Origin of the sequence: Campylobacter sp. BCW_6466 (genome assembly GCF_001762835.1) — a bacterium.
GTDB lineage: Bacteria > Campylobacterota > Campylobacteria > Campylobacterales > Campylobacteraceae > Campylobacter_D > Campylobacter_D jejuni.
Window position 1 is genome coordinate 21,124 of record NZ_MJXO01000017.1, and the last position, 14,617, is coordinate 35,740.

The window sequence follows — 14,617 nt, forward strand, 5'->3', positions numbered from 1 at the left end:
ATTTTTCACATTGTACTTTATTTTTGCTTTTTTGAAAATATAAAGATGATTAAAGCCTTAAAAAATTAAAAATCATATTTATAACTCAACCAAAAACTCCTTCCTTCTGTATAGTCTTGATAACGATTTGCATATCCAGCAGGATTAGCCCCATCCCATTTAGTAACTTGCGGATCAAAGAAATTTTTATCAAAAAGATTTTGTACTGCAAAACTTAAGCTAGATTGCTTATTAATTTTATAATTTATCACTAAATCTACTATATAAAAAGGCTTATATTTTTGCCATGGCAGACTACCATTACCGCCACCTTTTGCTTTAGCTATAGTATCAAGTCTTGCTCGTGTTTTTATATAGGAACTAAATTTACCTCGCTCATAGTTTAATTTTAACATTGCTATATGCCTTGGTAAATTTTCTATTCTATCACCACCAAACCAATTTTTTTGACCATCTTTGTAGTGATTATCCATAAAAGTATAACTTGAATTTAGGCTAAAGCCATTGTAAGTTTTGGTATTAAATGCAAATTCTACACCTTTAGTCTGTGTTTTTCCAAGATTAATAGGACGCGTACAAGTATTATCATCGCAATTAATACCATTTAATAGACCTGTTAAATCTTCACTACTGATTTGATTTGTAAAATCAGTAATAAATCCTGTGATAGAATAATGTGCAAAATCAAATATCCTAAAATCAACACCCAATTCATAATTTATACTTTCTTCTGGTTTTAAGTCAGGGTTTCCAAAATAAGCATTGTCATTGCTATAATTATAATATCCATTTGTCAACTCCTTAGCAGCAGGAGTTTTATAGCCTTTTGAAACACCTCCTTTAAAGGCTATATTATCATTTAAGTGATAAACCAAATAAACCCTAGGCGTAAATTCAGAATCAAACAAATCGCTATAAATATAACGTAAACCTGTAGTAAAAATCAAATCATCTGTTATAAAATACTCATTTTCCCCATAAAGCGCAACCGTGGTTTGATCAAGATTTTTACCTCTTATTTGACTACCTGCGCTTGCTTGATCATTTTTTAACATCTCATAATCAATCCTTACACCAAAGGTATTTACTAAATTACCGTACTGACCTAAATTCCAAGGTAAAACAACCTTACCTTCTCCTACCCAAATTTGACTATGTAATTCTTTATCCTTAGTACTACCATATTGTAAATATGAGTTAGTTGAACCAAAATCATAGTTACCATCATGATTTAAAACAATATTATCCTTAAAAAGTTGTCTTTCGCTTTTAATAGCCCTACTACTTGTAGAATTCACTGAAATTTCATTAATATATCGTTCTATATCAAAATATATATTATTTTTATCATTTACTGTCCAATTAAGCCTAGAACCAAAACCTAAACTAGTAAAAGCACCTGGACTATGACTAGCAATTTGATAATTATCAGGTCTTTGTTGACTACTATTCCAAACCGGTGTAGGCCATTTTAAATCAGAAGTTGCCTTATCATAATACTTCAACCTTGCAGAAATTGATAATGTATCTTCAATCAAAGGAGTTGCCACATAAGCATTAAATCCCCCAGCATTGCCATAGTGATTAGAGTGCTGTTGTAAAAGAGTGTTAAATTCTATATTTGCCTCAGTCTTATCAGGATTTTTCTTAGTGATAATATTTATCACACCACCTACAGCATCACTGCCATAAAGTGTAGAAGCTGGACCACGTATAACCTCAATACGCTCTATCATAGACAAAGGTGGTAGATATCCTGACTCACTGCCACTAAAACCATTATCATAAAACCCATTTGCAACACTTTGACGTTTTCCATCAATTAAAACTAGAGTATAAGAACTACCAAAACCTCGTATGCTAAAATCATAAGTGCCTGTTTTATTCATAGTCACATCTACACCTGGAATATCTCCTATAGCCTCCCCTATATCCTTAATTGGCTTTTTTTCAAGCTCTTCTTTTGTAATGATAGAAATACTAGCAGGCGCATCAACCAAATCTTGTTCAAAACCACTAGCACTAACCACAACATCATTAAGTTGATATTTTTCTTCTGCTTTTAACAAAGCTCCAGATAAAATTAAAAAACACAGTAAACTTTTTTTAAATTTCATATTTTTAATTTGAGTCAAATTAATTCCTTTAAAAAATAATTATTTTGATATTTAAAATCATTTTTGAAGTATAAAAAAAGAATACTTTTAATTAACTTAATTTTGATAACAATTATAAATAATAAAATTATTTAAAAAAGCGAAGTAAAAGCCTAAGCCTCTTGATAGGCTCCAAGCTTTAAAATTTTCTGCATACGATTTGCAGAAAGTTCTCGTACGTCAATATTTTCAAGTTCATTTAGAGATTTTTTTACATAATCAGCAATAGCTACTGCTGCAGCTTCTTTATTACGATGTGCACCATTTGTAGGCTCATCTATAACATCATCAATTAAACCTTGAGATTTTAAATCATCAGCCGTTACCTTCATAGCCTTGGTTGCAGCTTCACTTTTTGCAGGATCATTCCAAAGTATTGCAGCACAACCTTCAGGAGAAATTACTGAAAAAACAGAATTTTTCATCATTGCAAGTCTATCTGCAACCCCTATAGCTAACGCCCCGCCACTACCACCTTCTCCGATAACTATAGCAATGGTCGGTATTTTCAAATCACTTAATTCATATAAATTTCTAGCGATAGCTTCACTTTGCCCTCTTTCTTCAGCACCTATTCCAGGATAAGCACCTGGAGTATCTATTAAAAATAAAATAGGAATTTGAAATTTCTCTGCAAGTCTTGCTACTCTTAAGGCTTTACGATATCCTTCAGGATGTGGCATCCCAAAATTTCTAGCGATTTTATCTTTTGTTCCACGTCCTTTTTGCTCACCAATTACAATTATTTTTTTCTCTCCTAAATAACCCATAAAACAAACAATAGCAGGATCATCTCTAAAGGCACGATCACCATGTATTTCGTGAGCGTCATTTAAAATAAGTTCAATATAGTCAAGAGCATAAGGGCGATCTGGATGACGCGCTAATTGCAAACGTTGAAAATCGCTTAAATTCTTATAAGTTTTAGAAATTTCTTTTTCAAGATTTTTCTTTAAAATCGATACAGCTTCAGTATCTCCTTTAATCTGAGCATTGATAATGTCCTCATCAATTTGCTGAATATTTTTTTCAAAATCTAAATAAGAAGCCATATTAATCTACTTTTTTAAATACAACACAGCCATTTGTGCCACCAAAACCAAAAGAATTACTCATCACCACTTTTAAATCTACTTTTCTTGATATATTTGGAACATAATCAAGATCACATTCCTCATCTTTTACAAGCTGATTGATTGTAGGTGGAACTACCCCATCTCTTAAAGCCATAACACTGATAACTGCTTCAATTGCACCTGCAGCGCCTAAGCAATGACCTGTTTGTCCTTTTGTGGAACTTACAAGTGGGATATTATTACCAAAAAGCTCTTTAATTGCTGCTGTTTCATTTTTATCATTTACAGGAGTTGAAGTTCCATGTGCATTGATATAATCTACCTTTGGATTCCCTGCCATATTTAAAGCTTTTTTCATAGCTCTTAAAGGTCCATCTAAAGTTGGTGAAGTAATATGATGTGCATCTGCACTTTCTCCAAATCCAATTAATTCAGCATAAATCGTAGCACCACGTTTTTTAGCCTCTTCATATTCCTCAAAAACTAAAGCTCCAGCACCTTCTCCCATAACAAAACCATCTCTTTCTTTGTCAAATGGTCTTGAAGCATGCTGTGGATCTTCATTTCTGGTTGATAAAGCTTTCATTGAAGCAAAACCACCTATACCCACAGGACAAATCGCAGCTTCTGCACCTATAACTAACATTTTTTTGGCATTTCCTAAAGCTATACTTTTGTAAGCTTCTCCTATAGCATGGGTTCCTGCTGCACAAGCTGTAACACAAGAAATATTTGGCCCTTTAAGTCCATGCTCTATAGAAATCAAACCTCCTAACATATTTACAAGTGCTGAAGGTATGAAAAAAGGGGAAATTTTACGCGGACCTCGCTCGGAACAAATAATGGAATTTTTTTCTATGTTAGGCAAACCTCCGATACCAGCAGCCGAAACAATACCAAATTCTTCTTTGTCTAATTCTTCGCTAAATCCAGCATCCTGCATTGCTTCTCTTGCTGCTTTAATTCCAAGCTGTATGAAACGGTCAATCTTTTTTACTTCTTTGCCATCAACAACCTCTAATGGATCAAAATTCTTAACTTCAGCTGCAATTTGAACAGGAAAATCTGTAGTATCAAAAAGAGTAATTTTGTTTACCCCACTTTCTCCATTGCAAATTGCCTTAAACGAACTTTCCTTATCTAAACCAAGGGCATTGATCATACCAATACCTGTAACTACAACTCTTTTCAAGAATAAGCTCCTTGCAAGAAAAAAATTATTTTTTTAGATTATCAATATAATTTACAACATCTTCAATTTTAATTAATTTTTCAGCATCACTATCTGGAATTTCTACTTCAAATTTTTCTTCTAAAGCCATAATAAGCTCTACAACATCTAAAGAATCAGCACCTAAATCTTCAATAATTTTTGATTCCATTTTAACTGCATCTGCATCAATGCTTAATTGCTCTACTACTACTGCTTTTACATCATCAAATGTTGCCATTTGTTCTCCTTCAAAAAATTAAAATAAAGCGTATTTTACTATAAAAAGCTTAAAATATTTATAGTTTTTCATTATACTTGAAAATAAAATATTAAAACATAAAGGAAAAACGATGCTTTTCTCTAATTTAATCAAAGAAAATCAAAAAATTTGGGATGCTTATCTACATCATGATTTTGTTAAAAAATTAGAAGATAAAAGCCTAAAGCAAGAAAATTTTCTTTTTTATCTCAAGCAAGATTATATTTATTTGCTTAATTACGCAAAATGTTATACAAGATTAGCACTTAACTCAAATACTGCAAAAGAACTTCGTTTTGCTATGAAATTTCAAAATTATATAGTTGAAGGAGAAATGGAACTTCATCGTGCAATTTTATCTCTTGGCATTAATGCAGATGAACTCGATACAAAAGATGAAAGTTTAGTCAATATAGCCTATTCGCGTTATATGTTAAGCGTAGGTGAAAATGGAGATTTTTTAGATATGTTAGTTGCTCTTAGTGCTTGCGCTATAGGCTATGCAAAAATAGGTGCTGAAATTATAAATCGTTTAAAAAATGAAAATTTAAAAGATCATCCTTGCAAGGAATGGATTTTGACCTATGGAAGTGAAAATTTTCAAAATGAAGCTAAAGAATTTGAAGATTTTGTTAATTCTTATACTTCAAGTGTTAGTGCACAAAAATTCCAAAAACTCAGCGAAATTTTTCATACTGCAACACGCTTGGAAGTGGCTTTTTGGGAACATTCTTTAAGAATGGAATTAAATCTTTAAACATGGGCTTTTTGCCCATGTTTTTATGCAATTTTACTTGCATCAATAATATTATAATCTAAACCAACCATTTCTTTAGAAAGTCCTAATGCAAGTCCTACTAATTGTGATAAATGAATAATAGGCAATCTTGCTTTAGAATTAGTATAATCTTGAAATCTTTCTTGATAGATATCAAGCTGCATTTGACAAAGTGGACAAGGTGTTACAACACAATCAGCTTGATTTTCACTTGCATTATTAACAATTTGACTAGACATTTTTTTCACAGATTTTTCTGCAGGATAAGAAGCATGAAAACCACAACAATCAAGGCGTTTTTCAAAAGGAACTATTTTAGCCCCTAAAACTTCTACTACACTTTCAAAACTTTTTGGATTGGTTGAACTTTCTTTTTTACCGAAAGTATCTTCAGGTCTTAAACTATGACAACCATAAAATAAAGCTACTTTTAAATTTGAAAGCGGCTTTTTTACCTTGCTTTTTAAATTATCCAAATCCTCATAAAGCTCCCACAAAAGACTTGTAATAGGCGTTGAACCTTGATATTTCATTCCGCCTTGTGCTAAAAAAGTATTGATGCGTTCTTTTGCATCCTTATCAAGAGTATTTTTTGCTTTAGTTAAAGTTAGCATACAAGTACTACAAGTTGTAAGCATTGGCATTTTCATCTCTTCTGCTAAAGCAATATTTCTTGCATTAGCCACCAAAGTCGCAATAGGATCAACGCACTGCGCTTGAGAAGCCCCGCAACAACTCCACCCCTTAATTTCATTCAACTTCCAACCCAAAATAGGTGCAATAGCTTCAAGTGAAATTTTAGATTCTTTTGCAGCTTGAGATAAAACACAACCTGAAAAAAAAGCGTATTCTTTTTGCATATTTTACTCCTTAACAGCAGCTTCTTGTGCCGCCTTTATCATTTTAACCAAATCTTTATGTCCTTCTATTTCATCCTCGCCAAAAACATGCATAGGATTCATTTTTCCTGCACGCATAAGTTTAAAAGCTATATCTGTTTTGCCCATAGAACCTATAACACCCTCAGAACGCAAAGCAAGATAAATTTCATTCAAGCGTCCTGAACCTTCAACTAAATCTTTATAAAAAGCTTCAGCATGATCAGGCCCTAAGCCTTCATTTAAACCTTTTTTAATCGCCATCACTCTTAAATTTGCTATATCACTTACTGAACTTATACCCTTTGGACAACGATCAGCGCACTCTTGACAATGAACACAAAGCCAAAGTCCATTCATTACACTAGGTTTTACATGCAACATAGGATCCTTACCTCGAGAGTCTGCCGCTGCACGCCAAGCATGAGTAAAAACAAAAGGTTGCATATAATCGCTACTATCTGCTTCTAATTTATTACACTCTGAGGCACAGCTACCACATAAAATACAATCCCATTGCTTGCTAATACGATCAAATTCTTCTTGACTTTGTTTACAGCCCTTTTCCGCTGAAAATTCATTTTTTGCCACCATGGCAGGACGAATTTTTCTTAAATTTTCTATAGAAGGCTCCCAATCCACAATTAAATCAGAAATTACTCTAAAATTTCCAAGCGGAGAAATGCGTATACTTGAAGGATTATCATATTCTTTTAACAAATCTTGCATCTTAGTATCACAAGCAAGATAAGAATGCCCATTCACACACACTGCACAAGCCCCACAAATTGCAGATTGACAAGAGGCGGTAAAATTTAAAGTAATATCTTTTGTTTTTTTAATAAAAAGCAAAAGAGAGAGCAGAGTTTTTCCTTGTATATCCTTATCATCAATATCATAACTTTGTTCATATTTTTCCTTGCCATTAAAACGATCTATGATGATTTTCATTGTACTCTCCTTCCATCAAGTGAAAACTCAGTTACCACGACATCTTTATAACTAAGTTTTAATTCATCATTTTCTAAATTTACAATGCTATGTTTTAAGAAATTTTTATCATCTCGCTTTGGATAATCTTCTCTAGTATGAGCTCCACGGCTTTCAAGTCTATTTCTAGCTGCTAAACAAGCACAGCGAGAAAGTAAAATCAAATTACCAAGCTCTACATAATCTGTAAAAGCAGTATTCATCACTTCATTAGGATTTGGAATACGAATTTTTTCATATCTTGCTTGTATATCTTCTAAATTTTTTGCTAGAAGATCGAGTTTTTCTTGAGTTCTAAAAATCCCCATATTATCCCAATTTTGACTTCCTAGCTCTTCTCGCAATTCATACATTTCTTGACCATTTCCGCCATTATTTGTAATTTCTTTAAATCTAGCCTGCCATTTTTGAGCAAGTTCATGAGTTTTTGCCCCTTTTCCAAAACTTGCATCTTTGGCATAATTTGTCGCACCAATGCCTGCTAAATGCCCCGTTACAACTGCATCGGCTAAAGAATTTCCCCCTAGTCTATTAGCTCCATGTATAGAAATACAAGAAGCTTCTCCACCTACATAAATTCCAGCAATTTTAGTACTCATATCTTCAAATTTAGCCACTTCAATTCCACCCATAGAATAATGCGCCGTTGGACGGATAGGTACAGGAGTATCCACTAAATCAATATTCTCAAAAAGCATTGCAGTATGACGAATTTTTGGTAAATCTTTTAAAATTTTTTCTTTTCCTAAGTGGCGTACATCGCACAAAACATAAGCTCCAAGTCCCTCGCCATAACCTCTACCTTCGCGAATTTCTGTTTCTATAGCACGCGCAACCACATCTCGCGGTGCAAGCTCCATTTTTTCATGGTAATTTTTCATAAAACGCTCACCACGATTATTTAAAAGATATCCCCCTTCACCGCGTGCCGCTTCTGTAATAAGAGTTCCACCATTTGCAACTCCTGTTGGGTGAAATTGTATCATCTCAGGATCTTCAAAACCAAGTCCTGCTCTAAGAGCAGCTGCCACACCATCTCCTGTGGCAATAAAAGGAGTTGAAGTTCTATTATAAAATATCCTTGTGTATCCCCCTGTAGCAATCACCAAAGCTTTGCATAACACAGGATAAATTCCACCGCTTTGTATATCTCTTAAAACAACACCCTCGCATTTTCCATCCACAACACCTATATCCAAAAGCTCATGATCCATTAAAAATTTCACACCACTACTAATAGCATCATCCAAACAAGAATGCATTAAAATATGACCTGTTTTATCTGCAGAATAGTTACAGCGTTTCTTAGAAGCTCCTCCCATTAAACGCTGAGCTACTCCACCTTGCTCATTTCTTGAAAACAAGGTTCCTATAAAATCCATATTAAAAATAGCCTTTCCAGCTAATTCACAAAATTTTAAAGCCGCGTCTTGATCTACCAAGTAAGCTCCGCCTTTGATAGTATCATAAGCATGTAATTTATAGGAATCTCCATTAGAAAAATCAGTAACTCCATTAATTCCACCCTCTGCCATACAAGTTGCGTTACGAGATGGCATCATCTTTGTAGCTACTACAACGCTTAATTTTGGATTTTCTTTTCTCACTGCGGCTGCAGCACGCAAACCTGCTCCACCTGATCCAATTACCAAAACATCGCAAGAAGGTAAATTTGTATCTTTATCCATCTTAGATGAATCATCTAAGGCATAAACTCCACTTGAACTTGCAGCTAAAGCTCCTACACTAATACAGGCTGTTTTTATAAAATCTCTTCTAGAAAATTCACCCATATCATTCTCCTTATTTAAAAAAATTAATAATAATTTTTTAATGTAAGTCAATCTTACATAACCGCATGCCAAAAATCCAAAAACAAACTCTCCTTTCAATATAAAATGGATTAAAAATAAATTTATAATTTAGTAAATATAAAAAAGCATAAGATAAGTAATCAAAGAAGATAAATGAATATAATAAAATAAATATTAAAAAATTTTTGCAATATATCATAATCTATTCCTTGCAAATTAAACGGAATGATTATACCTTAAAAAAATAACAAAAAGTTAATATTAATTAAGATAATATTTATCTTAATTAATATATAGTTAATAAAATTATCAAATCATTAAGCCTTAAAAAGCTTAAATTCTCCATTTGCAAATTGCATTCTAGCGCTTAGATGATCAAGATAAAAAACTTCAAATTTTGGATTTTGTGGAGTTTCATAAAGATTTACAAGATAAGGGTATTTTTCGAACATCATTTTTTTAACTTCTAAATTTGGTTCAAAAACCGCATTAGCTCTAAGTCTTAAAAAAGTCCCATCTTTTGCACAAGAACAAAATTCAATACCACTATAATTTTTTATATGTTTAAAAAGTCCTTTTGTGTTTGCTGTGCAAAAATAAATTTTATCTCCCACAAGCAATGGACTTTGTATAGGACGCACTCTAGGATTTCCACAAGTTCCTAAAGTGGCTAAAAATGCCGGTGCATTATCATCTAAAAATTGTGCTATTTCTTTTAAATCCATCATTTTTCCTTACATATATAAACCACCATTGATCTTAAGCACATCGCCTGTCACATAAGAGGCATAATCACTAAGTAAAAACGCTACACAATTAGCCACTTCTTCAGGTTCTGCAAAGCGTTTTAAAGGGATATTATCTTGATAGGTTTGTTTGATTTCATCGCTTAAAACTTCAGTCATATCGCTTTTTATGAAACCTGGAGTTACACAGTTAAAGCGTAAATTTCTACTTGCTCCTTCTTTAGCAAAAGATTTAGTCATAGCTATCATTCCACCTTTACTAGCAGAATAATTTACTTGTCCAGCATTACCCATTTCTCCGACAATAGAAGCGATATTTACAACAGCACCAAAGCGTTTTTTACTCATGGTTTTTAAAGCTTCTCTACAACCTAAAAAAGCTGAGCTTAAATTTGTATCCACAACGCCACTAAAGTCCTCTAATTTCATTCTTAAAGCAAGTTTATCATTTGTAATGCCTGCGTTATTTACAAGATAACTTAATTCTCCATCGCTCTCCACTATGGTTTTTACACCATTTTCGAACTCATCTTCTTTGCTTGCATCAAATTTAATCACAGCAGCAACGCCACCACTTGCAATAATTTCATCTTTTAAAGCATCTGCAAGTTCAGGTTTTGAACGATAATTGATCCAAACTTTAAGCCCAAAACCTGCCAAAGTTTTTGCAATAGAGGCACCTATTCCCTTGCTTGCTCCAGTAATTAAAACATTTTTTCCACTAAATTTCATTATCTATCCTTAATAAGTTTAATTTTAAAAATTGCAATCTTAACAAATTTCTTACAAAAAAGGCAAACAAACTAAAATAAAGCCTCATTCATTTCTTTTGGAATTTCTAAGTCTAAAATTTTAAGCACGCTTGCAGCTATATTACTCAGCCCCATATTATCTTTAATCTTTGAAACTCCCTTTGCTTGCACAAAAACAAAAACATCAAAAGTGGTATGATTGGTAAGCAAATTTCCTTTTTCATCTTGCATAGCCTCGCAATTTCCATGATCACTTGTAATGATAAAAGCATAATCATGCTTTTTTGCACATTCTACAATCTCGCCCAAACAAGTATCCACCGCTTCAACAGCCTTTATAGCAGCATTAAAATCACCTGTATGTCCAACCATATCTCCATTTGCAAAATTTACCACTATAAAGTCTTCGCTCTTTTCTATACCTTTTTTCACTGCATCACACACTTCAAAAGCGCTCATTTGGGGTTTTTCATCATAAGTTTTTACCTTAGGACTTGGGATTAAAACCCTTGTTTCATTTTCCAAAAGCTCTTCTTTCCCTCCATTAAAAAAGAAAGTTACATGAGCATATTTTTCGGTTTCTGCAGTATGAAGCTGACTAAGCCCTGCTTTAGAAATCACTTGCGCTAAAGTATTTTCAATTTTTTCTTTTTCAAAAAGCACAGGGAGTTTAAATTTATCATCATAAACACTCATAGTAAGTAAATTTTCAAAGATTTTTTCGCGTTCAAACTCTTTAAAACCCTTAGAATTTAACACTTCAACGAGTTGTTTCATTCTATCATTTCTAAAATTGATAAAGATAATGCCATCTTCTTCTCTCATACCCTTGTAATTCTCATTTTGCACCGCTTTAATAAACTCATCAGTAATATTTTCATCATAAGATTTTTGTAGGTATTCTAATAAATTTGGCACCTTATAAGCCTTACCTAACAAACACTCATAATATTCTTTTACTCTATCCCAACGTTTATCTCTATCCATAGCATAAAAACGCCCACAAAGTGTAGCAAAATGCACGCCTAAGTTTTCACAAAATTCTTTTAAGTCTTTTATGAAATTTAAGCCACTTTTTGGGCTTACATCACGTCCATCAGTGATTGCGTGAACAAAAACTTCATTGCCATTTTTCGCACAAATTTCAAGCATGGCTTTAAAATGCGTATCCATAGAATGCACCCCGCCATCACTATAAAGCCCTATAATATGTACTCTTTTACATTTTGCTAAAAGTTTTTGTAAATTCTCATTTTTTTCAAGCTCTTTGTTTTCAATGGCTTTATTAATACGCACTAAATTTTGATAAATAACACGCCCACTTCCTATACACATATGCCCTACTTCGCTATTTCCCATTTGCCCTTCTGGCAAACCTACAGCCAAACCACTCGTTTTTAGTAAAGAATTTGAGACCTCCTTAAAAAGCTTTTCATAACTTGGTTTTTTAGCTGCTTCAAAAGCATTAAACTTACTATTTTTATTATACCCTATTCCATCTGTAATAATTAAAACGCATTTTTGCTTCATTTTTCTCTCTTTTATAAGAATTTTTTTGGTTAGATTTTACTAAAATTAAACTTTTAAAAACCAAAAAGAAGGCTAGGTTTTGTATTATCTTTCAGATTTAAGTCATTATGCTTTTTTTACTTATATTAGTGTGCGTGCAGGATTTGCTTTTTTTATCGCTTTATGTTTGTCTTTATTTTTAATGCCTAAATTTATTACTTGGGCAAAAGCTAAAAATGCTAGTCAACCTATTTACGAATACGCCCCAGAAACTCATAAAACCAAATGCCATACTCCAACCATGGGTGGGCTTATTTTCATCAGTTCTGCAGTAATCGCAAGTTTATTTTGTATCAAATTTGATAATATTTTTGCTATAAGTGCTTTGCTTTGTTTGATACTTTTTTGTTTGATAGGGCTCGTAGATGATTTAGGCAAAGTTCTAAAAAAAGATAATCATTCAGGACTTAGTCCAAGAATGAAGCTTTTAGCGCAAATCACCACAGGACTTATTTGTATCTTGCCTTTATATTTTAGTTCAGAACTTAGCACAGAACTTTTTATACCTTTTTACAAACATCCTCTTTTTGATATGGAAATTTTTGCCATTGCTTTTTGGATTTTGGTTTTAATTTCTAGCTCTAATGCTGTAAATTTAACCGATGGACTTGATGGCTTAGCTACAGTTCCAAGTATTTTTTCTTTATCTACTTTAGGGATATTCTTATATTTGAGCGGAAATTTAAATTATAGTGAATATTTACTTTTGCCAAAAATTCAAGGACTTGGTGAAGTGGTGATTATTTGTGCTGCATTAATCGGTGCTTTAATGGGATTTTTATGGTACAACTGCTATCCTGCGCAGGTTTTTATGGGGGATAGTGGAAGTTTAGCTTTAGGTGGATTCATAGGATTTTTAGCTATCATTAGCAAAAATGAAATTTTACTTTTACTCATAGGTTTTGTTTTTGTTCTTGAAACTGTTTCTGTAATTTTACAAGTTGGAAGTTTTAAAATTTTTAATAAAAGAGTATTTAAAATGGCACCTATTCATCATCATTTTGAAAAAGTTGGCTGGGTAGAAAATAAAATTATAGTGCGTTTTTGGATGATAGCCTTACTTTCAAATTTACTTGCACTTGCATCAATAAAGCTAAGATAATGAAAATTTCACTTTTTGGATACGGAAAAACCACGCGCGCTATTGCTGAAAATTTGGTAGATAAATTTGGGCCTTTTGATATCTATGATGATCATTTTACAGAAACAAAAAAAGATACACTAGGAAATTTACTTTTAAATCCTAATGATTTTGATGATAATTTAAGCGATATTGAAATTCCTAGTCCAGGTTTTCCACCAAAGCACAAACTCATTCAAAAAGCAAAAAATTTACAAAGCGAATATGACTTTTTTTACGATGTCATGCCAAAATCCGTTTGGATAAGCGGAACCAATGGCAAAACCACTACCACTCAAATGGCTACACATTTATTATCACACATTGGTGCTGTTATGGGTGGAAATGTTGGAACTCCTTTAGCAGAGCTTGATCCTTATGCAAAACTTTGGATACTTGAAACTTCATCTTTCACCCTATACTACACTCATAAAGCTAAACCTGAAATTTATGCACTTTTACCTATAAGTCCTGATCATCTTTCTTGGCATGGAAGTTTTGATAATTATGTTCAAGATAAGCTAAGCGTTTTAAAAAGAATGAATGAATGTGATATAGCAATACTGCCTAAAATTTATGCAAATACTCCAACAAAAGCTCATATAATAAGCTATAAAGATGAAAAAGATCTAGCTGTTAAATTTGGCATTGATACGGAAAAAATTTCCTTTAAAAGTCCTTTTTTACTCGATGCTATCATGGCTTTAGCTATAGAAAAAATTCTACTTGATACTTTAAGCTATGAGCTTTTAAATAGCTTTGTAATGGAAAAAAATAAACTCGAAGAGCTTAAAGACAGTCAAAATAGGCTTTGGGTAAATGACACTAAAGCTACAAATGAAAGTGCTGTAATGGCTGCACTTAGTCGCTATAAAGATAAAAAAATCCATCTTATCATAGGGGGAGATGATAAGGGTGTAGATCTTAGCAATTTATTTGATTTTATGAAAGGATTTGATATAGAACTCTATGCTATAGGTATTAGTACTGAAAAAATGCTTGATTATGCAAAAAAAGCGAATTTGAAAGCCTATAAATGTGAAGTTTTATCTAAGGCTGTAAATGAAATTTCAAATCACTTAAGAGTCAATGAAGTGGCTCTTTTAAGTCCTGCTTGTGCAAGTTTAGATCAGTTCAACTCTTACGCAGAGCGTGGAAAAGTCTTTAAAGAATGTGTGAATAAAATTTAATTTATTATACAATATTTATACAATCCATACAAATATACTAAACCTTCCAAACCCCTAAAAACACCCTATTCTCTTA

General features: G+C 32.7%; 14 protein-coding genes. 3 read left to right on the forward strand and 11 right to left on the reverse strand.

Features of this window, described 5'->3' with window-relative positions:
• Nucleotides 1-65: 65 nt before the first annotated feature.
• From AJ887_RS01085 to acpP, 4 genes are all read right to left on the reverse strand, one after another.
• Complete coding sequence (locus tag AJ887_RS01085; protein ID WP_032603401.1) at nucleotides 66-2,117, reverse strand: TonB-dependent receptor domain-containing protein; 2,052 nt, start codon at nucleotides 2,115-2,117, stop codon at nucleotides 66-68.
• Nucleotides 2,118-2,269: 152 nt separating this feature from the next.
• Nucleotides 2,270-3,208, reverse strand: coding sequence for an acetyl-CoA carboxylase carboxyltransferase subunit alpha (locus AJ887_RS01090; RefSeq protein WP_002854780.1), 939 nt, complete (start codon nucleotides 3,206-3,208; stop codon nucleotides 2,270-2,272).
• A 1-nt stretch (nucleotide 3,209) separates the two neighbouring features.
• Nucleotides 3,210-4,424: a beta-ketoacyl-ACP synthase II gene (locus AJ887_RS01095; RefSeq protein WP_070240611.1), complete on the reverse strand. Its 1,215-nt coding sequence runs from the start codon at nucleotides 4,422-4,424 to the stop codon at nucleotides 3,210-3,212.
• A gap of 25 nt (nucleotides 4,425-4,449) precedes the next feature.
• The gene (acpP, locus tag AJ887_RS01100; protein WP_002854831.1) at nucleotides 4,450-4,683 is read right to left on the reverse strand and encodes an acyl carrier protein; all 234 of its coding nucleotides are present in this window, start codon (nucleotides 4,681-4,683) and stop codon (nucleotides 4,450-4,452) included.
• Nucleotides 4,684-4,795: 112 nt separating this feature from the next.
• Between acpP and tenA the strand changes: the two genes are divergently transcribed.
• Entirely contained in the window at nucleotides 4,796-5,461 is a 666-nt protein-coding gene (gene tenA, locus AJ887_RS01105; RefSeq protein WP_070240612.1) for a thiaminase II, read from the forward strand.
• A gap of 23 nt (nucleotides 5,462-5,484) precedes the next feature.
• Here the strand turns inward: tenA and sdhE are convergent, their stop codons facing one another.
• From sdhE to gpmI, 7 genes are all read right to left on the reverse strand, one after another.
• Nucleotides 5,485-6,342, reverse strand: coding sequence for an 8-methylmenaquinol:fumarate reductase membrane anchor subunit (sdhE, locus tag AJ887_RS01110; RefSeq protein ID WP_070240613.1), 858 nt, complete (start codon nucleotides 6,340-6,342; stop codon nucleotides 5,485-5,487).
• A gap of 3 nt (nucleotides 6,343-6,345) precedes the next feature.
• Nucleotides 6,346-7,311, reverse strand: coding sequence for an 8-methylmenaquinol:fumarate reductase iron-sulfur subunit (gene sdhB, locus AJ887_RS01115; RefSeq protein WP_004305991.1), 966 nt, complete (start codon nucleotides 7,309-7,311; stop codon nucleotides 6,346-6,348).
• Nucleotides 7,308-9,143: an 8-methylmenaquinol:fumarate reductase flavoprotein subunit gene (gene sdhA / locus AJ887_RS01120; protein ID WP_002857383.1), complete on the reverse strand. Its 1,836-nt coding sequence runs from the start codon at nucleotides 9,141-9,143 to the stop codon at nucleotides 7,308-7,310. The genes sdhB and sdhA overlap by 4 nt, the downstream gene beginning before the upstream one ends.
• Before the next feature lie 338 nt (nucleotides 9,144-9,481).
• The gene (locus tag AJ887_RS01125; protein ID WP_074486861.1) at nucleotides 9,482-9,892 is read right to left on the reverse strand and encodes a pyridoxamine 5'-phosphate oxidase family protein; all 411 of its coding nucleotides are present in this window, start codon (nucleotides 9,890-9,892) and stop codon (nucleotides 9,482-9,484) included.
• 6 nt (nucleotides 9,893-9,898) lie between these two features.
• A complete protein-coding gene (fabG, locus tag AJ887_RS01130) occupies nucleotides 9,899-10,642 on the reverse strand; it encodes a 3-oxoacyl-ACP reductase FabG (protein ID WP_002881168.1) in 744 nt (247 codons plus the stop codon).
• Entirely contained in the window at nucleotides 10,632-10,730 is a 99-nt protein-coding gene (locus AJ887_RS10545; protein WP_044261660.1) for a hypothetical protein, read from the reverse strand. Before AJ887_RS10545 ends, fabG begins: the two co-directional genes overlap by 11 nt.
• Nucleotides 10,714-12,192: a 2,3-bisphosphoglycerate-independent phosphoglycerate mutase gene (gene gpmI / locus AJ887_RS01140; RefSeq protein ID WP_070240614.1), complete on the reverse strand. Its 1,479-nt coding sequence runs from the start codon at nucleotides 12,190-12,192 to the stop codon at nucleotides 10,714-10,716. The genes AJ887_RS10545 and gpmI overlap by 17 nt, the downstream gene beginning before the upstream one ends.
• Nucleotides 12,193-12,271: 79 nt before the next feature.
• Between gpmI and mraY the strand changes: the two genes are divergently transcribed.
• Together mraY and murD are read left to right on the forward strand one after the other, a co-directional pair.
• On the forward strand, nucleotides 12,272-13,333 hold the full coding sequence (gene mraY / locus AJ887_RS01145) for a phospho-N-acetylmuramoyl-pentapeptide-transferase (protein ID WP_044778831.1): 1,062 nt from the start codon (nucleotides 12,272-12,274) through the stop codon (nucleotides 13,331-13,333).
• Nucleotides 13,333-14,541 (forward strand): UDP-N-acetylmuramoyl-L-alanine--D-glutamate ligase, encoded by a 1,209-nt coding sequence (gene murD / locus AJ887_RS01150; RefSeq protein WP_070240615.1) that lies wholly within the window; start codon nucleotides 13,333-13,335, stop codon nucleotides 14,539-14,541. The genes mraY and murD overlap by 1 nt, the downstream gene beginning before the upstream one ends.
• The last annotated feature ends 76 nt before the right edge of the window (nucleotides 14,542-14,617 follow it).